Origin of the sequence: Streptomyces sp. NPDC032940 (assembly GCF_040636935.1) — a bacterium.
Taxonomy (GTDB): Bacteria; Actinomycetota; Actinomycetes; order Streptomycetales; family Streptomycetaceae; genus Streptomyces.
This window is the reverse complement of sequence record NZ_JBEZVJ010000001.1, coordinates 21005-44819: the sequence shown is the minus strand read 5'-3', so window position 1 is coordinate 44819 and position 23815 is coordinate 21005. Positions and strand designations below refer to the sequence as shown.

The 23815-nt window shown below is 73.2% G+C and carries 19 protein-coding genes; 10 read left to right on the top strand and 9 right to left on the bottom strand.

Annotated elements, in window-relative coordinates; translation table 11 throughout:
* Positions 1 to 213: 213 nt before the first annotated feature.
* Entirely contained in the window at positions 214 to 1119 is a 906-nt protein-coding gene (locus AB0E77_RS00170) for an NYN domain-containing protein (RefSeq protein WP_361564387.1), read from the top strand.
* Between the two features lie 4 nt (positions 1120 to 1123).
* On the opposite strand, the gene AB0E77_RS00165 is transcribed toward AB0E77_RS00170, so the two are convergent.
* Both AB0E77_RS00165 and AB0E77_RS00160 read right to left on the bottom strand, forming a co-directional pair.
* Complete coding sequence (locus AB0E77_RS00165) at positions 1124 to 2002, bottom strand: alpha/beta hydrolase (RefSeq protein ID WP_361563273.1); 879 nt, start codon at positions 2000 to 2002, stop codon at positions 1124 to 1126.
* A gap of 266 nt (positions 2003 to 2268) precedes the next feature.
* Positions 2269 to 4353, bottom strand: a complete 2085-nt coding sequence (locus AB0E77_RS00160; RefSeq protein WP_361563271.1) for a DEAD/DEAH box helicase — start codon at positions 4351 to 4353, stop codon at positions 2269 to 2271.
* Between the two features lie 469 nt (positions 4354 to 4822).
* Here AB0E77_RS00160 and AB0E77_RS00155 point away from each other — a divergent pair, with 469 nt between their 5' ends.
* Entirely contained in the window at positions 4823 to 5596 is a 774-nt protein-coding gene (locus AB0E77_RS00155) for a ferritin-like fold-containing protein (protein WP_361563268.1), read from the top strand.
* Positions 5597 to 5641: 45 nt separating this feature from the next.
* On the opposite strand, the gene AB0E77_RS00150 is transcribed toward AB0E77_RS00155, so the two are convergent.
* From AB0E77_RS00150 to AB0E77_RS00135, 4 genes are all read right to left on the bottom strand, one after another.
* Positions 5642 to 5911 carry a hypothetical protein gene (locus tag AB0E77_RS00150; RefSeq protein ID WP_361563265.1) on the bottom strand — a complete coding sequence of 90 codons (270 nt, stop codon included), beginning with the start codon at positions 5909 to 5911 and terminating at the stop codon, positions 5642 to 5644.
* Between the two features lie 298 nt (positions 5912 to 6209).
* Positions 6210 to 6437, bottom strand: a complete 228-nt coding sequence (locus tag AB0E77_RS00145) for a DUF3107 domain-containing protein (protein ID WP_019327022.1) — start codon at positions 6435 to 6437, stop codon at positions 6210 to 6212.
* A 157-nt stretch (positions 6438 to 6594) separates the two neighbouring features.
* Positions 6595 to 7236, bottom strand: a complete 642-nt coding sequence (locus AB0E77_RS00140) for a TetR/AcrR family transcriptional regulator (RefSeq protein WP_361563262.1) — start codon at positions 7234 to 7236, stop codon at positions 6595 to 6597.
* Positions 7237 to 7423: 187 nt separating this feature from the next.
* Positions 7424 to 7645: a hypothetical protein gene (locus AB0E77_RS00135; RefSeq protein ID WP_361563259.1), complete on the bottom strand. Its 222-nt coding sequence runs from the start codon at positions 7643 to 7645 to the stop codon at positions 7424 to 7426.
* A gap of 199 nt (positions 7646 to 7844) precedes the next feature.
* Between AB0E77_RS00135 and AB0E77_RS00130 the strand changes: the two genes are divergently transcribed.
* The 7 genes from AB0E77_RS00130 to moeZ all read left to right on the top strand — a co-directional run bounded on the left by AB0E77_RS00130 (position 7845) and on the right by moeZ (position 16937).
* On the top strand, positions 7845 to 8867 hold the full coding sequence (locus tag AB0E77_RS00130) for an alpha/beta hydrolase (RefSeq protein ID WP_361563256.1): 1023 nt from the start codon (positions 7845 to 7847) through the stop codon (positions 8865 to 8867).
* Positions 8868 to 8874: 7 nt separating this feature from the next.
* Positions 8875 to 10518, top strand: a complete 1644-nt coding sequence (locus AB0E77_RS00125; protein ID WP_361563253.1) for a DUF3152 domain-containing protein — start codon at positions 8875 to 8877, stop codon at positions 10516 to 10518.
* A gap of 216 nt (positions 10519 to 10734) precedes the next feature.
* Positions 10735 to 12498, top strand: a complete 1764-nt coding sequence (locus AB0E77_RS00120) for a DUF3492 domain-containing protein (protein WP_361563250.1) — start codon at positions 10735 to 10737, stop codon at positions 12496 to 12498.
* Positions 12495 to 13793, top strand: coding sequence for a hypothetical protein (locus AB0E77_RS00115; RefSeq protein ID WP_361563247.1), 1299 nt, complete (start codon positions 12495 to 12497; stop codon positions 13791 to 13793). The genes AB0E77_RS00120 and AB0E77_RS00115 overlap by 4 nt, the downstream gene beginning before the upstream one ends.
* 103 nt (positions 13794 to 13896) lie before the next feature.
* Positions 13897 to 14958, top strand: coding sequence for an NAD-dependent epimerase/dehydratase family protein (locus AB0E77_RS00110; RefSeq protein ID WP_361563245.1), 1062 nt, complete (start codon positions 13897 to 13899; stop codon positions 14956 to 14958).
* Positions 14946 to 15695, top strand: a complete 750-nt coding sequence (locus tag AB0E77_RS00105; protein WP_361563242.1) for a spherulation-specific family 4 protein — start codon at positions 14946 to 14948, stop codon at positions 15693 to 15695. The genes AB0E77_RS00110 and AB0E77_RS00105 overlap by 13 nt, the downstream gene beginning before the upstream one ends.
* 63 nt (positions 15696 to 15758) lie before the next feature.
* Positions 15759 to 16937, top strand: coding sequence for an adenylyltransferase/sulfurtransferase MoeZ (moeZ, locus tag AB0E77_RS00100; RefSeq protein ID WP_361563239.1), 1179 nt, complete (start codon positions 15759 to 15761; stop codon positions 16935 to 16937).
* A 95-nt stretch (positions 16938 to 17032) separates the two neighbouring features.
* Here the strand turns inward: moeZ and AB0E77_RS00095 are convergent, their stop codons facing one another.
* The 3 genes from AB0E77_RS00095 to AB0E77_RS00085 all read right to left on the bottom strand — a co-directional run bounded on the left by AB0E77_RS00095 (position 17033) and on the right by AB0E77_RS00085 (position 23234).
* Positions 17033 to 18574, bottom strand: a complete 1542-nt coding sequence (locus AB0E77_RS00095) for an alpha/beta hydrolase (RefSeq protein ID WP_361563236.1) — start codon at positions 18572 to 18574, stop codon at positions 17033 to 17035.
* 147 nt (positions 18575 to 18721) lie between these two features.
* Positions 18722 to 20269 carry an alpha/beta fold hydrolase gene (locus AB0E77_RS00090; RefSeq protein ID WP_361563233.1) on the bottom strand — a complete coding sequence of 516 codons (1548 nt, stop codon included), beginning with the start codon at positions 20267 to 20269 and terminating at the stop codon, positions 18722 to 18724.
* A gap of 196 nt (positions 20270 to 20465) precedes the next feature.
* Positions 20466 to 23234, bottom strand: a complete 2769-nt coding sequence (locus AB0E77_RS00085; protein WP_361563230.1) for a lysylphosphatidylglycerol synthase transmembrane domain-containing protein — start codon at positions 23232 to 23234, stop codon at positions 20466 to 20468.
* A gap of 185 nt (positions 23235 to 23419) precedes the next feature.
* On the opposite strand from AB0E77_RS00085, the gene AB0E77_RS00080 reads away from it, so the two are divergent.
* Positions 23420 to 23806, top strand: coding sequence for an MGMT family protein (locus AB0E77_RS00080; RefSeq protein ID WP_361563227.1), 387 nt, complete (start codon positions 23420 to 23422; stop codon positions 23804 to 23806).
* Positions 23807 to 23815 lie beyond the last annotated feature (9 nt).

Here is a 23815-nt window from a genome sequence, read left to right as displayed (position 1 = left end):
TCCTGAGGAGAACTACTGGTGTGGGTCCCGGGTCGTCGGTGCCCGGGCGTCCATGGGAGTCAACGGTCCGGATGTTACGAACATTCCCTACGCTAAAGAAATTTTTCGAACAACTAATTACTGACGCGTAAGAAGACGGCCGCGAAGTGATCGTCGGACGGTCGTACAAGACTGACCGGGACCGGTTGTGTTCGCAGCGTGACCGCCGGGACAATGGAGGCGATGAACGACGACCTCGCGTCCCTGAACGCCCGCATCGACCGCACCAACGAGCTGCTGCAGCGCATGCTCGCCGAGGTGGCGAAGACGCCCTCGACCCACGCGATCTTCGTCGACGCGGGGTACCTCTACGCGGCGGCCGGACGGCTGGTCGCCGGGACCGAGGACCGCCGGGCCTTCGACCTGGACGCCGAGGGGCTGATCGAGGCCCTCATCGACAAGGCCCGCACGATCTTCGCGGACAGCCGCCTGCTGCGGGTCTACTGGTACGACGGCGCCCGCCGCCGCATCCACACCGCCGAGCAGCAGACCATCGCCGAACTGCCGGACGTCAAGGTCCGCCTGGGCAACCTCAACGCCAACAACCAGCAGAAGGGCGTCGACTCCCTCATCCGCTCCGATCTCGAGTCCCTCGCCCGGCACCGCGCCATCAGCGACGCGGCCCTGCTCGGCGGCGACGAGGACCTGGTGTCCGCGGTCGAGGCCGCCCAGGGGTACGGCGCCCGCGTCCACCTGTGGGGCATCGAGGCCCCCGAGGGCCGCAACCAGGCCGAGCCGCTCCTCTGGGAGGTCGACAGCCAGCGCACCTTCGACCTCGACTTCTTCAAGCCCTACGTCTCCCGGCGCACGGCCCACGCCTACGAGCCGGCGGGCGTCGTCCGGCCGGCCCGCGAGGACGTCCGCTTCGTGGGTGCCCAGATCGCGGCGAAGTGGCTGGCGGCCCGGGGCCGCGACACCCTGCTGGAGCTGCTCCCCGGCCATCCGTACCTGCCCGGTTCGGTCGACCAGGACCTGCTGGTGGAGGCCGAAGGGCTGCTCCAGTACTCCCTGCGCGGCCAGGCCGACCTGCGACGGGCGCTGCGGGACGGCTTCTGGGAGCACCTCCGGGCGCAGTACTAGGCCGTCACGGCGCGGGGACGCCGTCCCAGAAGTCGGCCAGGGCGCGGGCGGTCGGCAGCGGCTGGTCCGTGTTCGGCGAGTGCTCGGCCCCCGGGACGACGGTCCGGCGGGCCTTCAGCCGTACGGCCATCTCGTCCAGGAGAGGCACGGGCCAGGTGTCGTCGAAGGCGCCCGACAGCACGTGGAACGGCAGCGGCACCGCGGCGAGCTCGGCGACCCGGTCCGGCTCGGTGCACAACTGGCGCCCTGTGGCGAGCAGTTGGGCCGGTCGGGTGCCCAGCCAGCGCTCGCGCAGCCGCTCCGGTGCGTCCGGTCCGTGCGCGGGCACCGGGGCACCGGCCTCCTCGGGCGGCCCCATCGCCTGCATCACCTCCCAGACCTGGGCCATCGTCATGGTGTCCAGTGCGTCCCGCAGGAGCTTCACGCGCTGCTGCTGCGACTCGGAGATCCGGGCCGGGCCCGAGGACATCAGCGTCAGGGAGAGGAAGGGGGAGTGGTCGAGGAGAACGGCGGCGCGGGCGATCTGACCGCCGAGCGAGTGCCCGACGAGATGCACACGCGTCCCGAGCGCGGCGACCTGCGCGAGGACGTCCCGGGCCAGCTCGGTCTGCGCGTAGCCGGCCTCGTCGTGCTCCGGGCCGTCCGACTCGTACTGCCCCCGCCCGTCCACGGCGACCGTACGGTACCCGCGCGCGCCGAGCGGCTCGTGCAGCAGCGTGAAGTCCTCCTTGCTGCCCGTGAACCCGGGCAGCATCAGCACGACCCCCTTCGGCACACCCCCGCCCGCCACGGGCGAATCGACGACGGCGAACTCCCCACGCGCGGTACCCATCCGGTACACACGGGCATCGGGCGGCGGGGTGAAACGGGCGTTCGTACTCACGAGGAGAGGCTATCGGGCCCCCATCCAGCCGGCCTGAGGGCAGTCGTCCCTCCCAGTGCCTGAACGGCCTGGGAGGTAGGCCCAGGGGCGGCACGGGCGGGTGCTGGGATCCCCCGACGGGGGCGCCCTGTGAGCGCCGGCAGGCGCCCCCGCCCCCGCGCCGGACCGGTCCTCCGCACCCTCCGGACATCGCGGTCCCGACACACCGACGGCCCGGCCCCGCCTGACTGGCGGGACCGGGCCGACGTCCGGACGAACCGGCGGGATCAGCTCTCGGCCGACTCCGCGGACGTCACCGCCTTACGCGCACGACGAGCCTTCGGCTTCGCCTCCTGCGTGGCCTGCGCCGGGATCTCGGCGGTCCCGGCGGCGGCCTCGGCCGGCTCGGCGGCCTTGCGGGTGCGGCGGCGCGGCTTGGTCTCCGTGCCCTCGGCCGTGTCGACAGCGGCCTCGGCCTTGGCGGCAGCCGTCTTACGGGTGCGGCGCGGCTTGGCCTCGGTGGTCTCCGGAGCGTCCGCCGTCTCCACCGGCGCCGTCGCCTTCTTGCGCGTACGGCGCGGCTTCTCCTCGGCCACCACACCCTCGGCGGTGTCGACCGCCACCTCGGCGGCAGCCTTACGGGTGCGCCGGCGCGGCTTCTCGGCGGGCGCCTCGACGACGGCCGCCTCGGGAAGCTCAGGGGCCTCGGGAACCTCGGTCACCGGAGCTTCCACCACGGAAGCCTCGGCCGCGACAGCGGTCGGCTCCGCCGACTTGCGGGTGCGCCGACGACGCGGCTTCGCGTCCGCGGCCTCCGGAGCAGCGCCCTCCGCCGTGGCCACCGCCGCCTCCGGCGCCGTGGTCTCGGCCGTGGCGGCCGCCACCGGCTGCTGGGCCGGCTCACCACCGCGCGTACGGCGACGCCGACGCAGGGTGCGGGGACCCTGCGTGGTGCCCTCGGCATCCGGGGCGCCGTCCGCTCCGCCGGTCACGGCCTCGGGCGCGGCGGTCCCGCCGGCCGGCGCGTCCACCTGGGCCCCGCCCCGCGTACGACGACGGCGACGCGGCGTACGGGCCGAACGCTCGGAGGAACGCTCGCGGTCACCGGAACGGGACTCCTCACCACGGCCACCGCGGGCGCGACCGCCCCGGCCGCCCGGCTCGCCAAGGTCCTCCAGCTCCTCCGCGTCAAGACCGGCGCGCGTGCGCTCCGAGCGCGGCAGGATGCCCTTGGTGCCCTCGGGGATACCCAGGTCGGAGTAGAAGTGCGGGGAGGTGGAGTACGTCTCCGGCGGGTCGTTGAAGTCCAGCTGCAGCGCCTTGTTGATCAGCTGCCAGCGCGGGATGTCGTCCCAGTCGACCAGCGTGATCGCCGTGCCCTTGGCGCCCGCGCGGCCGGTGCGGCCGATGCGGTGCAGGTAGGTCTTCTCCTCTTCCGGCGACTGGTAGTTGATGACGTGCGTCACGCCCTCGACGTCGATGCCGCGGGCGGCCACGTCGGTGCAGACGAGCACGTCCACCTTGCCGTTGCGGAAGGCGCGCAGGGCCTGCTCGCGGGCGCCCTGGCCGAGGTCGCCGTGGACCGCGCCGGAGGCGAAACCGCGCTGCTTGAGCTGGTCGGCCAGGTCGGCCGCGGTGCGCTTGGTGCGGCAGAAGACCATGGCGAGACCGCGGCCCTCGGCCTGCAGTATGCGCGCCACCATCTCGGGCTTGTCCATGTTGTGCGCGCGGTAGATGAACTGCTTTGTGTTCGCGACCGTCGCGCCCTCGTCGTCCGGCGAGGTGGCGCGGATGTGCGTGGGCTGCGACATGTAGCGGCGGGCCAGTCCGATGACCGCGCCCGGCATGGTCGCCGAGAACAGCATGGTCTGACGCCGGGCCGGCAGCATGTTGATGATCTTCTCGACGTCGGGCAGGAAGCCCAGGTCGAGCATCTCGTCGGCCTCGTCGAGGACCAGGCACTTGATGTGCTTCAGGCTGAGCTTCTTCTGGCCGGCGAGGTCCAGCAGACGGCCCGGGGTGCCGACGATCACGTCGACGCCCTTCTTCAGGGCCTCCACCTGGGGCTCGTACGCCCGGCCGCCGTAGATCGCGAGGACGCGCACATTGCGGACCTTGCCGGCGGTCAGCAGGTCGTTGGTGACCTGCTGGCAGAGCTCACGCGTCGGGACGACGACGAGGGCCTGCGGGGCGTCGGTCAGGGACTCGGGCGCGGCGCGGCCCGCCTCGACGTCGGCGGGCACGGTGACGCGCTCGAGGAGCGGAAGGCCGAAGCCCAGCGTCTTGCCGGTGCCGGTCTTGGCCTGGCCGATGACGTCCGTGCCCGACAGGGCCACGGGGAGCGTCATCTCCTGGATGGGGAAGGGATTCACGATGCCGACGGCCTCGAGGGCTTCGGCGGTCTCGGGGAGGATCCCGAGGGATCGGAACGTCGTAGTCAGGGTGCTGCCTCTTCTGTGTGCGTGGTGCGAGGCGAGCGCGCGGGTCGTGCCGGACCGTGTCGGGGACGTCGGCGGCCCTTACGGGTGAGCCGTAGGACACGGGACCTCTGTCGACGCTCCAGCGCTCGTACCACTGAGGGTCCCCCTCCGGGGTCCGTACGCAGTGTGGCGTACGGCAGGGAGGGCTGTCGGGTCGGAGCCGATCGGGCCACCGACCGGGCATCCTCATGCGTGCGGCCCGACGAAGACGTCACGTACCCGTACGTCACATACTCGGCAGGCGCATTACCACCATACCCCGGATTCGCGCACACGCGATGGCCGATTTGGTCACGTAGTCGTCGTCACAGTCACTGACCAGGCCCTTACGGTCCACGGCGGGCGGGCTATTGTGCGCTGCATGACGAGCTCTGACAAGCCTGGCAACGCCGCAGACGCCCCCGCCGAGACCACCGGAGCGACCGGGGTCGCCGGAGCCACCGGAGTCGCCGCCCAGGACTGGGCGACGGCGGCCGCCGACCCGCAGTACCGCGCCGCGGTCGTGGACCTGCTCGGCGCGCTCGCGTACGGCGAGCTGGCGGCGTTCGAGCGGCTCGCGGAGGACGCCAAGCTGGCGCCCACGCTGGCCGACAAGGCGGAGCTGGCGAAGATGGCGTCGGCGGAGTTCCACCACTTCGAGCGGCTGCGCGACCGGCTCGCCGAGATCGGTGAGGAGCCGACGGCGGCCATGGAGCCGTTCGTGGCCGCCTACGACGGTTTCCACAAGCAGACGGACCCCTCGGACTGGCTGGAGGGCCTTGTCAAGGCCTACGTCGGCGACTCCATCGCCAGCGACTTCTACCGGGAGGTCGCCGCCCGGCTCGACTCCGACACCCGGGGCCTGGTGCTGGCCGTGCTGGACGACACCGGGCACGCGAGCTTCGCCGTGGAGAAGGTGCGCGCGGCGATCGACGAGGACCCGCGGGTGGGCGGGCGGCTCGCGCTGTGGGCGCGGCGGCTGATGGGCGAGGCGCTCTCGCAGTCCCAGCGGGTGGTCGCCGACCGGGACGCGCTCTCCACGATGCTCGTGGGCGGCGTCGCGGACGGCTTCGACCTCGCCGAGGTGGGCCGCATGTTCTCCCGGATCACCGAGGCGCACACCAAGCGGATGGCCGCGCTGGGCCTGGCGGCCTAGACATCGCCCTCCCGGACATCCGCCGGTGCCCGCGCCGGCGGATGGTCAGACGGTCGCCGAACGGCGCCGCAGCCCTCCCGCCGGGCGCAGCAGCAGCGACAGCGAGGCCGCCGAGACGGCCACCGCGCCCATCAGGACCAGCACCAGCCCCCCGGCGCCCAGCGCGGTGTGCGTGACGAACGCCCCGCACAGGGCGCCGGCGACACCCGTCGGCATGACCAGGACGCGGTCGGGGAGGCGGTGCGGCAGACGGTGGGCGGCGGCCCAGGCCAGAGCGAGGCCGAGGATCGAGGCGCTGAGCGCTTCCAGGAGCATGTCGGGGTCCCTCCCACGTGGCCGGCCTGCCCGAAACGGTCCTTGCACGACATACCCCTGACCTGCGGAATGCAATCCTCCCCCTGTGGACGAGCTGTGCGCCGGACGAGGAGACGGACCGAGTGGGGAGGCGGCCGGGACGGAGAGACGGACCGGGCGGGACGGAGAGGCGGACGGGATGGGGAGGCGGCCGGGACGGAGAGACGGACCGGGCGGGACGGAGAGGCGGGCGGGACGGGGACACGGAGAAGGGCCCGGCGGTCATGGCCGCCGGGCCCTTCCGTGTGTCCTGCGTCGGCTACAGCGCCCCGAAGCCCACCTTGCGCGGGCTCGGCTCGCCGATCTCGACGTACGCGAGGCGGTCGGCCGGGACCAGGACCTTGCGGCCGTGCTCGTCCACGAGGCTCAGCAGCTGCGACTTGCCGGCCAGTGCCTCGGCCACCACGCGCTCTACCTCCTCGGCACTCTGACCGCTCTCCAGAACGATCTCGCGGGGCGCGTGCTGCACGCCGATCTTGACCTCCACGGCTATGTCCCTCCGACGGTCAGTGAAGTGCGCGATCTTCCGCGCCGTACCCCGCACACATTAGCCCGGTGAGGGGACGTACACGCTCCGCCCGAGAACGCCAGGAGCGAACAGCCCGGGGGAACAAGCGCCCCCCGGTACGCCGAACGTGCGACGCTCAGTGCTGCTCGCTGCCGTGCAGCGGGAAACCGGCGATGCCCCGCCAGGCCAGCGACGTCAGCAGCTGGACCGCCTGGTCGCGCGGCACGCTGCGGTCGCTGTGCAGCCAGGCGCGGGCCACCACCTGGGCGAGGCCGCCCAGGCCGGAGGCCAGCAGCATCGACTCGGCGCGGGAGAGGCCGGTGTCCTCGGCGATGACGTCGCAGATCGCCTCGGCGCACTCGTTCGTGACCTTGTCGACGCGCTCGCGCACCGCGGGCTCGTTGGTCAGGTCCGACTCGAAGACCAGGCGGAAGGCGCCGCCGTCGTCCTCGACGTACGCGAAGTAGGCGTCCATCGTCGCCCGGACGCGCTGCTTGTTGTCGGTCGTCGACGCGAGCGCGTTCCGCACGGACTGGATCAGCGCCTCGCAGTGCTGGTCCAGCAGTGCGAGGTAGAGGTCGAGCTTGCCGGGGAAGTGCTGGTACAGCACCGGCTTGCTGACGCCGGCACGCTCGGCGATGTCGTCCATCGCGGCGGAGTGGTACCCCTGCGCCACGAACACCTCCTGGGCGGCGCCCAGCAGCTGGTTGCGTCGGGCACGGCGGGGAAGGCGTGTGCCCCGCGGGCGTACCGCCTCTGTCTGCTCGATGGCTGTCACGCCGCCTCCCAAAGTCGTCCACGTGCGGTGTGCGCCGCGACGCCATCGTACTTTTCGGTAACCGTGCTGTGCGCGGTGCGAGCGCAGAATTTCACGGACCGGACGGTGGCGAAAGCCGCACAACAGGTTTCAAAAGATCCCAGGGCGGGCAAAAATCGGCCTCCCTCCTGCTCGGCGGCCCCCGCTCTCAGCGGTAGTCGTCCTCGTCGTGCGAGACGACCCGGGCCTGTTCGGCCAGGTCGGCCTCGTTGGCGCGGTCCGGTTCCACGTCGGTCAGCGGGTCGTCGCGGTCGGGGGTGATGTCCGCGTGCTGCTCGGCCGCGTCGGCGTCCGGCGCCTCGACGTCGAGTTCCTGAGGCTCCTGGTCCTCGTCGTCGAAGGTCTCCGGGTCGGTGGGGTCGACGGTCATGCTGGGCTCCCTTCCTACGGTCGTCCCTGGAGATGCAGGGGCCACATGCGGGTGCCCTCTCCATGAGCCTAGGAGACACCCGATTCGGCCGCCAGGCGTCACCGTGCGCCGATTGCGTACCCGGCCCGCCGGGTGCCGGACGCGCGCCTGTGACGGCGAACACATGAGCCACTGCGTGATCGTCTCGTAACATTGCCGCATGCCTTCGACCGAGCCGCCGCCCGTGCCGCCCGCCACCGTGCTGCCGAAGGTGGCCGCCGTCAAGGTCGCGGACGGGGAGCGGCTCCGCTCGGTCCGGCTGCCCGGGATCAGCCTGACGGTGCGCTCCAGGCGGCCCGCACGCGAAGGGCTCCCGCCCGCGCTGTACGTCCACGGCCTCGGCGGTTCCTCGCAGAACTGGTCGGCGCTGATGCCGCTGCTGGACGACGTCGTCCACAGCGAGGCCGTCGACCTGCCCGGCTTCGGCGACTCGCCGCCACCGGACGACGGCGACTACTCCGTCTCGGCCCACGCCCGGGCGGTCGTCCGCCACCTCGACGCGTCCGGGCGCGGCCCCGTGCACCTGTTCGGCAACTCGCTCGGCGGTGCGGTCGCCACGCGCGTCGCCGCGGTGCGGCCCGACCTCGTGCGCACCCTGACCCTCGTGTCGCCCGCGCTGCCGGAGATCCGTGTCCAGCGCAGCGCTGTGCCGACGGGGCTGCTGGCGCTGCCCGGCGTGGTGTCGCTGTTCACCCGGCTGACCAGGGAGTGGACCGCCGAGCAGCGGGTCCGCGGGGTGACGGCCCTGTGTTACGGCGACCCCGCGCGGGTGTCGCCGGAAGGCTTCCGCAACGCCGTGGAGGAGATGGAGCGGCGGCTGCAACTGCCGTACTTCTGGGACGCGATGGCGCGTTCGGCGCGCGGGATCGTCAACGCGTACACCGTCGGCGGCCAGCACGGACTGTGGCGGCAGGCCGAACGGGTTCTCGCACCCACGCTGCTGGTCTACGGTGGACGGGACCAACTCGTCGGCTACCGCATGGCCCAGCGCGCCGCCCGGGCCTTCCGCGACTCCCGGCTGCTGACCCTGCCGGACGCGGGACACGTGGCGATGATGGAATACCCGGAGGCCGTGGCCACCGCGTTCCGTGAACTCCTCGCGGACACCGGGAAGCCGGCGGTCGGCGCACGCACCGACGGGGCCGTCGACGACGAGCCCGCCAACCAGACCACAGGAGGCTGAGGCGCGAGTGGGACGCCACAGCCGCCGCGGACCCGCCCCCAAGAGCGACCACGCGGACGCCCCCGCAGCAGCACGGGAGGACCGGTCCGCACGCCCGGGCCGACGACGCGTGCCCGGGCCGCCGGCGGAGGGGATGCCGGGCCCGGCTCCCCGGGGCGCGGTACCGGGCGGGGGTCAGGGGTACGCGGTCCCACGTCTTCCCGACGGGACCCCCGCCGAGGGGTTTCCGGGGGTCCAGGGCGGCACGCCCGCGCACGGCGTCCCCCGGTTCCCGGACGCCACGCCGGCCCACGGCGTCGCCCGGTTCCCCGACGGCACCCCCGCGCAGGGCGTTCCTCGGGTGCAGGGCGGTATGCGGCAGGCCCAGGGCTTCCCGGGGTTCCCGGACGGCACGCCCGCGCACGGTTCCCCGCGTATCGGGGGCGGCACGCCCGCGCGAGGTGTTCCCCGGTTCCCCGACGGGACCCCGGCGCACGGCATGCCGCAGGTGCGCGGCGGGCATCCCGAGCAGCGTGAACCCGGCGGTGGCTGGGGCGAGCCGGGCGGGCGGTCCGGCGCCGCGTACGGCGCGCCGGCCGGATCGCCGCCCGGCGTGTCCACGCCCGGCGTGCCCTTCCCGCGGCAGCGGCAGGCGCCCGCCGAAGGGCCTAGGCCGGACTACCTGGACGCCTTCGGCGAGGACGACGACGACGTCTTCTCCGCCCGCACCCGGCGCCGTACCCCCGTCCCCGGCCAGGCCCCCGACCCGTACGGCTCCGTCGCCGACCGGAGCTCCGGCGACGGCCCCGGCGCCCCCGTCGACGACACCGCGCCCACCGGCGAACCCGCACCGGCCAAGGGCGGCAAGGGTCGCACCTTCACCGGCATCGCCGCCGCGGCCGTCACCACCGTGCTGGCCGTGGTCGTGGCCGGCCAGGTCGCCGACGGCCAGGACGGCGAGGGGGCGGCGAGCTCCCGATCGGCGACCGACCAGGCCCGCGACGCCCGCGACCCCGCCTCCCGCGCGGACGGGCGGCCGACCCCGTCCGCGTCCGGCGGTGCGGCGGCGCCGCTGACGTACGAACAGGCGATGGCCAAGACGTACCCGCTCGGCGCCGGCTACAAGGGGTCGGGGAAGTTCGAGGCGATCCCCGGCTTCGACAAGGCGCCGGGGACGGGGCAGAAGTACACCTACCGCGTGGACGTGGAGCAGGGGCTCGGCCTCGACGGCGCACTCTTCGCGCAGGCCGTGCAGAAGACGCTCAACGACAACCGGAGCTGGGCGCACAACGGCGCCCGTACGTTCGAGCGCATCCACTCCGGTGAGCCCGACTTCGTGATCACGCTCGCCAGCCCCGGCACCACGGCCGACTGGTGCGCCAAGTCCGGCCTGGACACGACCGAGGACAACGTCTCCTGCGACTCGGCCGCCACCGAACGCGTGATGATCAACGCCTATCGGTGGGCCCAGGGCGCCGAGCCCTTCGGCGACCAGATCTACGCCTACCGGCAGATGCTGATCAACCACGAGGTCGGCCACCGCATCGGCTACAACCACGTCTCCTGCGACAAGGACGGCGAACTCGCCCCGGTCATGCAGCAGCAGACCAAGTTCGTCGACCACGACGGCATCGACTGCCGTCCCAACGCCTGGGCCTACCCCAACGGCTGAGTCCGCCAGGTGTGGCCGGTGCATCGCTCATGGTAATCGCATGATCTCTTAGCGCGACCGAACGCGTCCCGCCCGGGAAAGTTACGACCGTTCACCCCTTTTGGTGGCGCGACGGACAACCGTCCATCGCGCCACCGCCTTGTCCGCATACGTTCGTCCCGCTGCGAGCCGCCGGACCAACGGCGGCTCCCTCAACGGGAGATCGGGGGTGCGCGCGTGCGCATCGGACTGCTTACGGAGGGTGGCTATCCGCATCTGAGCGGTGACGCCGGACTCTGGTGCGACCGGCTCGTGCGCGGGCTCGGGCAGCACGAGTTCGACGTCTACGCCCTCAGCCGCAGTGCGGAGCAGGAGGACCGGGGATGGGTCCCGCTGCCGCCGCAGGTCGCCCGGGTGCGCACCGCGCCGTTGTGGGACGCCGCCGACGACGCTCACCGGGGCGGTTCGACAGGGCTCGTCGGCCGGGTGACGCGGAGCGAGCGCTGGGCGTACGGGCGGCGCGCGCGCCGGCGCTTCACCGAGTGCTACGACGAGCTGGCCGCCGCCCTGTGCACCCCCGCCCCACAAGACCCGTCCGGGGCCTCGACGGAGGCGTCCGCCGTTGAGGCGGACCGTTTCGCCAGTGCGCTGTACGGCCTCGCCGAACTCGCCCGCGACGAGGACGGACTGGGGGGCGCCCTCCGCTCGGAGACCGCCGTACGCGCCCTGGAACGCGCCTGTCGCGCGCCCGGCGCCCCGCCTGCCGCCCGCACGGCGCGCGTCCCCGAGCTGCTGACCGTCGCCGCGCGCCTGGAACGCGCCCTGCGCCCCCTGTCGCTCGACTGGTACGACGCCGACGGGCTCGGCGCGGTCGACCTGTGCCATGCCGCCTCCGGCGGTACGGCGGCCCTGCCCGGCCTGCTCGCCCGGCACTTCCACGGCGTTCCCCTGCTGGTGACGGAGTACGGCGTGCGGCTGCGGACGCACTACCTCACGGACCACGGCGCGCCGCCTGCCATACGCTCCCTGCTGGCCGCCTTCCACGGGCGGCTGGCCGCCGAGACCTACCGGTGCGCGGCCGTGATCACGCCCGGCAACGCGCACGCCCGCCGCTGGCAGGAGCGCTGCGGGGCAGACCGCGCCAAGCTCCGCACCGTGCCTCCGGGCATGGACGTGACGCCCTTCGCCGAGGCGGGGGAGTCGCCCGAGTGCGCCGATCCGCACACCCTCGTCTGGGTCGGCCGCGTCGAGCCCGCCAAGGACCTGGTCTCGCTGCTGCACGCCTTCGCGGAGATCCGCAGACGCGAGCCCACGGCACGGCTCAGGATCGTCGGCGCCCCTCTCGGCGCGGAGGGCGCGGCCTATCTCGCGCACTGCAAGGCCCTGGCCGCGCAGCTCTTCCCCGACGAGGCCACCGGCCCGCACGCCGTCGGCGACAACCCGGTGTCCTTCGAGGAGACCGGCGGACCGGAACTGCCCACCCGCGCCGACGCCTATGCCGCGGGCGCGCTCGTCGTCCTCTCCAGCGTCGTCGAGGGATTCCCGGCCGGCCTGGTCGAGGCCATGTTCTGCGGCCGGGCGACGGTCTCCACGGACGTCGGCGCCGTGGTGGAGGCCATCGGCGGCACCGGACTCGTCGTGCCCCCGCGCAATCCGCGGGCGCTCGCCGAGGCGTGCGTCGCCCTGCTGCGCGACCCCGAGCGCCGTGCGCGCCTGGGGGCCGCCGCGCGCGCCCGCGCTCTGGAACTGTTCACGGTCGAACAGAACATCGCGGCATTTCACAGCATTTACGTGGAGATCCTCTCGCGCACGCCGATCCGCCGCGTCGTCCTCGACGAGGCCGGGGAGCCCCTGCCGTTCGCCGTTCCCGCCGAGGCACGGGTCACCGGCGGCTGGACCGGACGCGCCGGCCGGGTCGTGGCCCGGGGCGGCCCAGGGTGGGCGACGGACGGCCCCGTCCGCGCCACGACCGCGGCCTCCGCGAGCGAGGGGGTCCGATGAGCGGCCTGGGCGAGCTGGACCGCCCCGGGACCCCGAACAGCCCGGGCGCCTGGGACGAGCGCTCACACGAGTGTCTGGGCGAGGAGGGACCGGGGACGGGGACACCCGTCGGCGCACGGTCCGGCACCGGGCACGGCGACGCGGCGTCCCCGGCCGGCAAGCAGGCGTCCGCGGCCGGCAAGCAGGCGTCCCCGGCCGGTACGCGGTCGGCCCCCGCCGCACGGCGCGTCGCCGACCCCGTCAAGGCCCTGATGCACCGTCACCGCGACCTCTGCGAGCGGGCCGTGGACCCCCTGGAGATCGCGGCCGGACTGGAGGCGCACGGCGTCACCGACCGGACCGCGGCCCGCTTCCGCCACCGCGACGTCTTCTCCCTCGCCGAGGAGATGTTCGCCCGCGTCCCGCGCGACGGCGAGGCGGCCGAGGACCCCGCCGCACCGCCGGCGCCCCGGCTGCGCGGCACCTGGATCGTCCTCGCCCTGCTGCCCGGGACGCTGTGCGCCGCCGCCGCGGCCGGCCTGCGCCTCACCGACGGACGGGCGAGGCTGACCGTGGCCGTCGCCGCCGTCCTCGCGGTGACCCTGACCCTGCGCGCCGTACTGCGCCGAGGCCCGCTGAGCGCCGGCGCCGACACCGGCTCCGCCCCGGTCTGCTGGCTCCTCGGCTACGCCCTCCTCGGCGACGGCCTGCTGAGCAACGCCCTCACCGGCGGCCCCGACAACCTGCCCGACGGCACCGCGGACGGCCCCTGGCCCGTCACCGTCGCGCCCGTCGTGGCCCTCGCCCTGGCCTGCGCGCCCGCCGCCGCGAGCGCCCATCTCTTCGCCGCCGGGGCCCGCCGCAAACTGGCCGCCAGCCGCGGACTGACGGACTTCTCCGCTTCCGTACGCCCCCTGCTGTTCGGCGTGTTCACCCTGTTCCTGGGCGCCCTGGCGGTCCTGCTCGCGCTGACCGGCGCGGCCCTCGGGGAGCCGGCCGCCTACCCGCAGGCGCTCACCCTCGGCGCGCTCCTGCTGCCGGCCCGCCTCCTCGCCGTCCACGGCTTCACCCACGCCGCCCGGCTCGTCCTCACCGCCTCGGCCGTGGCCGAGGGGACCGCCGTGGCCACCCTCTTCGCCGGCCGCCTCCCCGGCCTCGACCTCCTCGCCGCGCCCGTGGAGGCCCTCGTGGCCGCCTGGGGACCGGCCGGCGTGCCGACGACGGCCTGCGGCATCGGCGCCCTGGTCCTCCTCGGCCACGCGACCCGCCGCCTCACCCGGGCATCCGCCCACGCACCCACGGAGCGGACGCGATGACCGCGCGCTCCGGACGACCCCCCACACGTCCCGCACCGCCCCTCGAAGGAGACCCCCAGATGACCACCTCCCGACCGGACGCCTCCGCCCCGGGAGCCGCGCGATGAGAGTCCTGCTGATCGGAGCCAACGGCTACATCGGCCGGTTCGTCGCCGACCGCCTGCTCGCCGACCCCGCCGTCCAGCTCACCGCCCTCGGCCGCGGCGACGACGCCGACGTCCGCTTCGACCTCGCCACCGGCAGCCCGGGCGCCCTCACCCGCTTCCTCGACGCGGTCCACCCGGGCGTCGTCGTCAACTGCGCGGGCGCCACCCGCGGCGGCGCCCGCGACCTCACCCGCCACAACACCGTCGCCGTCGCCACCGTCTGCGAGGCCCTGCGCCGCAGCGGCTGCGGCGCCCGCCTGGTGCAGATCGGCTGCAGCTCCGAGTACGGGCCCAGCCAGCCCGGCTCGTCCACCGCGGAGGACGCCGTGCCCCGGCCCGGCGGCCCCTACGGCGTCAGCAAACTGGCCGCCACGGAACTGGTCCTCGGCTCCGGTCTGGACGCCGTCGTCCTGCGCGTCTTCTCGCCCGCGGGGCCCGGCACCCCCGCCGGCTCGCCGCTGGGGCGCCTCGCCGAGGCGATGCGCCGGGCCATGCAGTCCGGCGACGGCGAGCTCAGGCTCGGCGGCCTCGGCGTCCAGCGCGACTTCGTCGACGTCCGCGACGTGGCGCGCGCCGTCCACGCCGCCTCGCTCTCCGCCGCCCAGGGCGTCATCAACATCGGGTCCGGCCGTGCCGTCCGTCTGCGCGACGCCGCCGCCACCCTCGCCCGTGTGGCCGGATACGGCGGTGCCCTGCACGAACTCGACGCACCGCCCGGCGCCCTGCGGCCGGTCATCGGCCATCCCCGCACGGAAACCGTCGGCCACCGCGTCGACGCCCTGGCCCACCACCGCGCCGAGACCCTCGGCCACCACCGCCCCGATTCCCCCGTGCACCGCGGCGACCACCGCGCCGACGCCGAGCACGCGGCCCCGGTCGCCCACCCCTATCCCGACGGCTGCGGCGGCTGGCAGCAGGCCGATGTGCGCACCGCGCGCGACCGGCTCGGCTGGCGGCCCCGGATCAACCTGGAGGAGTCCCTCGCCGACATCTGGATGGAGGCGGCATGCCGTATCTGACCAGCGCGCAGACAGGCACCGCGAGCACAGGCGTCCACACCGGTCTGGGTGTCCCCGGCCTCGCCCACCCGCTCGTCGCGCCCGACGAGTGGGCCGGCCTGGCCTCGCACGGCACCTCCCTGCACTGGGTCGTCCTCAACGTCGATGACGGCCCCGGCGCCCAGCCCGACCCGCACTGCCTGGAGGCGTCCGGCCGACTGCGCAACGCGGGCGTCCGCGTCCTCGGGCATCTCGACGCCGCGTACGGGGCCCGCGGCTTCGGGGAACTGATCTCCGACGCCCACCGGTATCTCGACTGGTACCGGGCCGACGGCTTCCTCCTCGACCGCTGTCCGTCCGACCGGGCCGCGCTCCCCGAGGTCCGCCGCACGGTCTCCACGCTCCGCGTCATCCGTGACGACGCGCACATCGTCCTCGGCCACGGGACCCACCCGTACCCCGGCTACGCCGAGAACGCCGACCAGCTCGTCACCTTCTCGGGAGCCTGGAGCGACTACCGCTGGTCCCAGGCGGCAGAGTGGAGCGCCGACTACCCGCCCGAGCGCTTCTGCCACTTCGTCCACGGCGTGCCCCGCGGCCACCTGGAGGAGGCGCTGCGCATCGCCCGCTGGCAGGGCGCCGCGACGATCTACTTCACCGACCGCGCGAACCGGGCCGGGCGAGCGGACCCCTGGGAGACGATGCCCGGCTACTGGGACGACATCGTCTCGCGCATCGGGACGGGTGTCTCGGAATGAAAAAGGCCGTGGCAGTGTTACGGGAAGAACACCCGTAATGATTGACCGACCAACGGAGTCCCCGTGTCGCTGCCACCCCTGGTCGAGCCGGCTGCCGAGCTCACCGTAGACGAGGTCCGCAGGTACTCCCGCCACCTGATCATCCCCGACGTCGGGATGGACGGGCAGAAGCGGCTGAAGAACGCCAAGGTGCTCGCCGTGGGCGCGGGCGGCCTCGGCTCGCCGACGCTGATGTACCTGGCGGCAGCCGGTGTCGGCACGCTCGGCATCGTGGAGTTCGACGAGGTCGACGAGTCGAACCTGCAGCGTCAGGTCATCCACAGCCAGGCCGACATCGGCCGTTCCAAGGCGGAGTCCGCCCGCGACACCATCAAGGGCATCAACCCGTACGTGGACGTGGTCCTTCACGAGGAGCGGCTCGAGGCCGACAACGTGATGGACATCTTCAGCCAGTACGACCTGATCGTCGACGGTACGGACAACTTCGCGACCCGTTACCTCGTCAACGACGCCTGTGTGCTGCTGAACAAGCCCTACGTCTGGGGCTCGATCTACCGCTTCGACGGCCAGGCGTCCGTCTTCTGGTCCGAGCACGGCCCCTGCTACCGCTGCCTCTACCCGGAGCCCCCGCCCCCCGGCATGGTCCCCTCCTGCGCCGAGGGCGGCGTCCTGGGCGTGCTGTGCGCGTCCATCGGCTCCATCCAGACCAACGAGGCCATCAAGCTTCTCGCGGGCATCGGCGAGCCGCTGGTCGGCCGCCTGATGATCTACGACGCCCTGGAGATGCAGTACCGCCAGGTCAAGGTCCGCAAGGACCCGAACTGCGCGGTCTGCGGCGAGAACCCGACCGTCACCGAGCTCATCGACTACGAGGCCTTCTGCGGCGTCGTGTCCGAGGAGGCGCAGGCGGCGGCCGCCGACTCCACGATCACTCCCAAGCAGCTCAAGGAGTGGCTCGACGACGGCGAGAACATCGAGCTCATCGACGTCCGCGAGCCGAACGAGTTCGAGATCGTCTCCATCCCGGGCGCCCGGCTGATCCCGAAGAACGAGTTCCTCATGGGCTCCGCCCTGGAGAGCCTCCCGCAGGACAAGAAGATCGTCTTGAACTGCAAGACGGGTGTCCGCAGTGCGGAAGTCCTGGCGGTCCTCAAGTCCGCGGGCTTCTCGGACGCCGTCCACGTCGGCGGCGGCGTGATCGGCTGGGTCAACCAGATCGAACCGGAGAAGCCGGTGTACTGAGCCGTGTCCGGCTCGGGCGGACACGGATCCGCCCGCCTCGGTCTCCGGGCGGCGGGGGTCTCGCGCACGCAGGGTGCGCGGGGCCCCCGCCGTCGTCATGAGCAGACCTTGCCGTCCTTCGGGACCGTGCCCTTCAGCAGGTAGGTGTCGACCGTCGAGTCGACGCAGTCGCTGCCGCTCCCGTAGGCGCCGTGGCCCTCGCCCTTCCAGGTGAGGACCACTCCGACCCGCTTGCCCAGCTCGTCGGCCATCCTGCGGGCGCCCTCGTAGGGGGTGGCCGGGTCGCCGGTGTTGCCGACCACGAGGATCGGGGCCGCGCCGGGCGCGCTCACCTCCGGGGTCTCGTGCTGTCCGGGCACCGGCCAGTCGTGGCACCAGCCGGCCGTGTCCCAGCCGAGGAACGGGCCGAAGACGGGGGAGATCTTCTCGAAGGCGGGCAGACGCTTCTTCGTCTCCTGCGCGGTCGGGCGCTGCTTGCCGTCCAGACACGATATGACCCGCTGCGAGTGGGTCGTCGTGCCGTAGTGCCCCGCCTCGTCGCGCTCGTTGTAGCCGTCGGCGAGGGCCAGCAGCTCCGAGCCGTCGCCGTCCTGGGCCGCGGCCAGCGCGCTCGTCAGGGCCGGCCAGCCGTCCTTGCTGTACAGCGGCAGCACGATGCCGGTGATCGCCAGGGTCTGCGTCAGCTTCCGGCCCGCGGACGACGTCGGCAGCGGCTCGGCGTCGATCCGCTTCAGCAGGGCCGCGATCTTCCGCGTGCCCTCCTCGGGCTCCTGCCCCGTGGATTCCAGGTAGTCGTCCAGCGCCCGCTGGAAGCCGCGCGCCTGGTTCTCCGCGTGGCCCATGGTGTCGGCGCTCGGGTCCACGACCGCGTCGAGGACCATCCGCCCCACGTGCTTCGGGAACAGGTGGGCGTAGACGCCGCCGAGTTCGGTGCCGTACGAGATGCCGAAGTAGTGCATCTTCTCGTCGCCCAGCACATGCCGCATCAGGTCCATGTCACGGGCGGTGTCCGCCGTCGAGACGTGCGCCATCAGCTTGCCGGCGGCCTTCTCGCAGCCCTCGCCGAAGTCGGCGGCGTCCTCGAAGAACGCCTCCTCCTCGGCCGGGGTGTCCGGCGTCGCGTCCACCGACTCGGCGTCCTCGATCTCCTCGTCGCCGCGGCAGCGGACGCCCTCGCTGGCGGCCACCCCGCGCGGGTCCCAGCTCACCAGGTCGTACCGCTCGTGCAGTGCGGAGACGGTGTCGGCGTAGGACGGCATCATGGACACGCCCGATCCGCCCGGTCCGCCGAAGTTGAACAGCAGGGAGCCGGCGCGGCCGTCGCCGGTCGCCTTGGACCTGATCAGGGCGAGGTCTATCGTCTCGCCGTCCGGCTCGGCCCAGTCGAGCGGTGCCTCGAGCGTGGCGCACTGCCAGTCGCCGCCCGGCGCGGGCGCGTCCGCCGTGGCCTTGCAGCGGCCCCACTCGAGTGTCTGAGACGCCAGCGACGCGGGCACGCCGGAGGGCGCCGCGGCGGACGGCCGCGCACCGCTCGTGTCCCCGTCGTCCCGGTCGTCGCCGGACGAGCCCCCGCTGCAGCCCGCCGTCAGCAGTGCGGCGGCGGCGGTCAGAGCCGTCCACCGGACGAGACGTGTCATGGCAATCCCCCCTCGCTGGCCGTCCGCGCCGTGCGGCGGATGGCGTTCCTGCCATCGTAGGGGGACGCCACGAAACCCGCGGGGCCCTGTGGATAACGCTGTGACCTGCGAGTTCGGGGAGGGGGAGGCTGTCGGAGATCTGGGGGATCAGGAGCAGACCGTCCCGGCCGCGGGTACCTTCCCGTCCAGCAGATAGCCGTGCACCGCGTTCTGCACGCACTTGTTCTTGCTGTCGTAGGCCCCGTGCCCCTGTCCCTTGTAGGTGAGCTCCACTCCGACGTCCTTGCCCAGTGCGTCGGCCATCCGCCCCGCGCCCTCGTAGGGCGTCGCCGGGTCGCCGGTGTTGCCGATCACCAGGATCGGCGCCGCACCGGGCGCGCTGACGTCGGGGTGGTCGGCCGCACCCGCCACCGGCCAGCCGGTGCAGCCGACCATGGACCAGGCGAGGTAGTCGCCGAAGAGAGGGGACGCCTTCCTGAACTCCGGCAGCTGCTCCTCCACGAACGCGGGGCCGTAGCGGGGTTTGTCGTCGGCGCAGTTGATGGAGACGTTCGCCGCGGTGATGTTGCTGTACTCGCCGTCCTCGTTGCGCCCGTTCAGCGAGTCCGACAGGGCCATGAGGATCCTGCCGTCGCCGTCGTAGGCCTGCTCCAGACCCTCGGTGAGGTACTCCCAGAAGTCCTTCGAGTACAGCGCCTGGGCGATGCCGCCGGTCGCGGCGGTCTGGGTGAGGTCGCGGGGGAAGATGCCGGGGATCGGCTTGCGGTCGAGGTCCTTCAGCAGCCGCGCGATGCGGTTCTCGACGTCCTGGACGCTGTCGCCGACCGGACAGTCCTCGACCTTGGACACGCAGTCCTCGGCGTAGTTGCCGAGGGCCAGCTGGAAGCCCTGGGCCTGTCCGAGCGAGCTCTCCTCGGGGTTCTGCGTGGGGTCGACGACCGCGTCGAACACGGCCCGGCCCACCTTCTTCGGGAACAGATGGGCGTAGACGCCGCCGAGTTCGGTGCCGTAGGAGATGCCGAAGTAGTGCAGCTCGTCGTCGCCGAGGACCTGCCGCATCAGGTCCATGTCGCGGGCCGCGTCGGTGGTGGCCACGTGCGGCAGCATCTCCTCGGAGTGCTTCTCGCAGGCCGAGTTGAACTTCTCGGTGTTGTCCATCAGCTTCGTGCGCTCGGCCGCGTCGTCGGGGGTGGCGTCCTGCTGGAAGTACGCGTCGAGCTGCTCGTCGTCCAGGCACTCCACCGGGGCGCTGCGGCCCACGCCGCGCGGGTCGAAGCTGACCAGGTCGTAGCGGGTGCGCAGGGTCGCGTAGTCCTCGCCGAAGGCGGGCAGGGTGGTGACGCCCGATCCGCCGGGGCCGCCGAAGTTGAAGACCAGCGAGCCGATCCGCCGGTCCGCCGGGCCGCTGGTTCTCGCCCGGATCAGTGCCAGCCCGATGGTGTCGCCCTCGGGGTCGTCCCAGTCGCGCGGGGCCTTCATGGTGGCGCACTGCCAGTCGTCGCCGTCCGGCAGCGGCGAGGGTGCGGGGCCGCCGCCCTCGGCCTGGGACGGCGCCGGGCAGTCCTTCCAGGAGAGCTTCTGCTCCGTCAGGTCCGCGTCGTCCTGCGGACCGTCGCCACAGCCCGCGAGGAGGGCGGACAGCAGGACGGCCGTGGCGGTGAGGGCGGCGGCGCGCAGCCGGGCGGGATTCGGCATGCTCCCATCGTGCGGCCGGCCAGGTCCGCGCGCCCGGGGCGCGAGCCGTACGAGGTACGGGGGCTGGCTGGACCGGCGGGAGCCTCGCAGCTCTCCCCGCGGGGCCGGCGCGTTTCCTGCGGGGCCCTTACAACGTCCCCTGCGGGGTCCTTACAACGTCCCCTGCGGGGCCCTTACAACGTCCCCTGCGGGGCCGTTACAGCGCGCCCTTCCGGGACAGGTGGTTGAAGGCCAGCCAGCCAGGCAGCACCGGCAGCCACAGGGTGAGCAGCCGGAACAGCAGCACCGCCGGTGCGGCGACCTCCTTGGGCAGGCCGACCGCGATCAGACCGACCGTCAGGGTCGCCTCCACCGCGCCGACACCGCCCGGCGTCGGCGCCGCCGACCCGAGCGCGTTGCCCGCGAGGAAGACGACGGCGACACTCGCCAGGCTGATCGACGACGACTCGTCGCCGAAGGCCCGGATCGAGGCGTCCAGGCACATCACGAAGCAGGCGGTGAGCAGCAGCATGCCGCCGATGCCGGTGACCAGCTTCTGCGGCCGCTGGAGCACGTCCAGCATGCGCGGCACGACACCGGCGAAGAGCGACCGCACGCGCGTGACGACGAACTTCCGCAGGAAGGGCACCGACGTCACCACGAGCACGAGCACCGCCACCGTCAGCAGGCCGGCGATGACGGTCCGGGACGGCGACAGGGAAGGCGTCTTCTCGGTGCCGGTCAGATAGCCGAAGGACAGCAGCATCAGGATGTGGCAGCCGAGCCCGAACAGCTGCGACGCGCCGACACTCGCCACGGCGAGCCCCGGCCGTACGCCCGCGCGCTGCAGGAACCGGGTGTTCAGCGCGACGCCGCCGACCGCCGCCGGAGCGACGATCTTGACGAACGACCCGGCCACCTGCGCGGCCACGGTCCGCAGGAAGGGCACCCGCTCGGGTACGAAGCCGAGCAGGGCCATCGCCGCGGCGACATAGCTCGCCGCCGAGAAGAGCACGGCCGCGGCGACCCAGCCCCACTCGGCGTTGGAGATCAGCGGGCCGAACTCGATGTGCGTGAGCTGGGTGAGCAGGAAGTACGCGCCGATCGCACCGGCGATGAAGCTGATCAGCGTGCGGGGCCGCACCCGTTCGAGACGGGCCGGCTCGACCGGCGCCTGCGGCCTGATCCGCAGGACCGCGTGCCGGATCTGCGTGAGCAGATCCTCCTCGCGGGCCTCCTCCAGCGCATCGTCGAGCGCCCGTTTCTCGGCCCGCTGCTCCGCGCGCGCAGCCTTCTTGTCGGGCTTGCCGGGTACGGCGGTCTCGTCGGCGCCGGCCGCCTCCGAGCGGGCCAGCTTGGCCTGGCGGGACGCCTCCAGGACCGCCTCCCGCTCGCGCTCGGCCCGCTCGCGGGCCAGCTTGCGCAGGGTCGCGCGGGTGGAGCGGCTGAGTGCGATGGGCTGGAGCATCGGCAGACAGTCGGCCACGGCGTCGGGGCCGAGCACGTCCACGGCCGAGGCGACCGCGCGCTCGGCGCCCACCCGCAAACCGAGCGTCACCAGGAGCTGGGAGATGTCCATGCGCAGCAACAGGTCGCCGGCGGCGATCTCGCCGATGCGCAGTTCGGTGAGGATCACGGTGCCGGAACGATCCACCAGGATGGCGTCGCCCACCAGCCTGCGGTGCGCGATGCGCCGGGACTGCAGGGCGCGCACCTGCTGCCAGGCCTCGCGCAGCAGGCCGTCGGTGATCTCCTCGTCCGGCAGTGAGTCGAGGGTGCGGCCGCCGGTGTGCTCGTAGACGAGCATCACGGCGTCGGGCCCGAGCTCGGACGTCGCGATCAGCTTCGGCGCGTTGGCCCCGGCCGCGATCGCCGCGTAGGCGAGCAGCGCCTCCTGCTCCAGCGCCTGCCGCAGCGAGGGGAGGCTGCTGCGGGTGGCGAAGCCGCGCAGGGTCAGATTGCGCCACGCGCGGTAGAAGAAGCCCTGCGCCTGCTGCTCGCGGTCGACCACCGTCACGTCCAGCGGGCGGCCGTCCTCCAGGGTGACGAAGTAGCGCCGGCCCCGGTCACCGGTCTCCGCGTTATCCTGCGACGCCTCCTCGCGGGCGGCGGTCACCGGGCGGAAGCCGACCGTCCGCAGGCCCGCCATCAGCGTCCGGCCGGTGGGACGTGCGTTGGGGGAGCCGACGGCGTACAGAGTGCCGTAGGCCACGGTCCAGCCGATGAGGACGGTGAGGATGATCGAGAACGGCGTCGTGTAGCCGGTGACGAGCATGGAGAAGGCGTCGAGGAGCAGCACGATCCACAGCACCGCACGCCAGCGGGGTCTGCGGGACATCCCGACGGCCGTCATGTAGGCGATGACCGGCGCGAGGTAGCCGTGCACCGGGTCGGTGAGCGCGTGGACGTCGCCGGGTGAGGGCTGGGTGAGCGCCTCCTGGATGGAACCGGGGGCCGCCTTGGCCACCCACAGGTCAGTGGCGAGCGTCACCCCGTGCGCGAGGACCGCCGCGAGCACGCCGTCGGCGATCCGCAGCCCGTCCCGTTTGATCAGCCGTTCGACGGCGAACGCGACCGGCACCAGGAGGATCGCGATGCTGGAGGCCAGTCCCGCAACCTTGATCAGCAGGTCGGGGGCCTGCCCGGTGCCCTTGTTGATGTCCTGCTCGAGACCCGAGGTCGTGCCGTGCGCGAAGGCGGCGACGGCCAGCAGCACGCCGATCGCGAGCACGCCCACCAGCAGCCGCATCAGGTCGGACGGGCGGTGCACGCGCGCGGGGAGCAGCGGTTCGTCGCCCTCCACCTCGTCGATGTGCGCCACGTCCTCGGGGTCGGCGGCCGTCGCCGACGGGCCGTCGGCGGTCTTCCCGTCCCCGGCGGACTTCTCGTCCCCGGTGGTCTTCCCGTCCCCGGCGGCCGCGTCCGGGCGCGACGAAGAGTCAGAGGTGCCCTCGGCGTCCTCGGGGTGCACACCCTGCTGCTTCATCGCCTCTTCTTGCTCTCGTATCACTGGTCACCGACCGCACGATGGTGGCATGCCGGACCGACAGCCGGGGGCATCAGGGTGCCCGTGCGGGCGGCACAGTCTGCCCGAAGCGCCGCTCGCGGGCGAGAGACGCACACCGTCGCGAGCGCGTCGCATTGTCGGTGGGGTGCGGCAGGATGGGACGGATGAGCGAGCAGAGCCTTCCGGACGGAGCCCCTCCGGAGAACGCGGACGCGCTGCCCGAGTACGCCGAGCGGGTCCTCGACGTCGCCGACCTGATCCCGCCGGGCCGCGTCATGACGTACGGGGACGTCGCGGAGTACCTGGAGGAGGGCGGTCCCCGGCAGGTCGGCCGGGTGATGTCCCTCTACGGGGGAGGCGTCTGCTGGTGGCGGGTCGTCCGCGCCGACGGTGTCCTGCTCGCGGGGCACGAACTGGAGGCGCTCGGCCACTACCGGGCGGAGGGCACGCCCCTGAAGGAGGCGAGCAGAGCCGCCGAGGGCCATCTGCCGCGCCTCGACCTGAGACGGGCCCGGTGGGACGGCGGCGAACGCGCGCAGGGTCACACCTGACAGCTTCCG

What these genes read in the sequence shown, in the direction of transcription:
- AB0E77_RS00170 (WP_361564387.1), top strand. Translation starts at nt 214, where the DNA reads ATGGAGGCGATGAACGACGACCTCGCGTCCCTGAACGCCCGCATCGAC.
- AB0E77_RS00155 (WP_361563268.1), top strand. Translation starts at nt 4,823, where the DNA reads ATGACGAGCTCTGACAAGCCTGGCAACGCCGCAGACGCCCCCGCCGAG.
- AB0E77_RS00150 (WP_361563265.1), bottom strand. Translation starts at nt 5,911, where the DNA reads ATGCTCCTGGAAGCGCTCAGCGCCTCGATCCTCGGCCTCGCTCTGGCC.
- AB0E77_RS00135 (WP_361563259.1), bottom strand. Translation starts at nt 7,645, where the DNA reads ATGACCGTCGACCCCACCGACCCGGAGACCTTCGACGACGAGGACCAG.
- AB0E77_RS00130 (WP_361563256.1), top strand. Translation starts at nt 7,845, where the DNA reads ATGCCTTCGACCGAGCCGCCGCCCGTGCCGCCCGCCACCGTGCTGCCG.
- AB0E77_RS00115 (WP_361563247.1), top strand. Translation starts at nt 12,495, where the DNA reads ATGAGCGGCCTGGGCGAGCTGGACCGCCCCGGGACCCCGAACAGCCCG.
- AB0E77_RS00110 (WP_361563245.1), top strand. Translation starts at nt 13,897, where the DNA reads ATGAGAGTCCTGCTGATCGGAGCCAACGGCTACATCGGCCGGTTCGTC.
- AB0E77_RS00105 (WP_361563242.1), top strand. Translation starts at nt 14,946, where the DNA reads ATGCCGTATCTGACCAGCGCGCAGACAGGCACCGCGAGCACAGGCGTC.
- AB0E77_RS00095 (WP_361563236.1), bottom strand. Translation starts at nt 18,574, where the DNA reads ATGACACGTCTCGTCCGGTGGACGGCTCTGACCGCCGCCGCCGCACTG.
- AB0E77_RS00090 (WP_361563233.1), bottom strand. Translation starts at nt 20,269, where the DNA reads ATGCCGAATCCCGCCCGGCTGCGCGCCGCCGCCCTCACCGCCACGGCC.
- AB0E77_RS00085 (WP_361563230.1), bottom strand. Translation starts at nt 23,234, where the DNA reads ATGAAGCAGCAGGGTGTGCACCCCGAGGACGCCGAGGGCACCTCTGAC.
- AB0E77_RS00080 (WP_361563227.1), top strand. Translation starts at nt 23,420, where the DNA reads ATGAGCGAGCAGAGCCTTCCGGACGGAGCCCCTCCGGAGAACGCGGAC.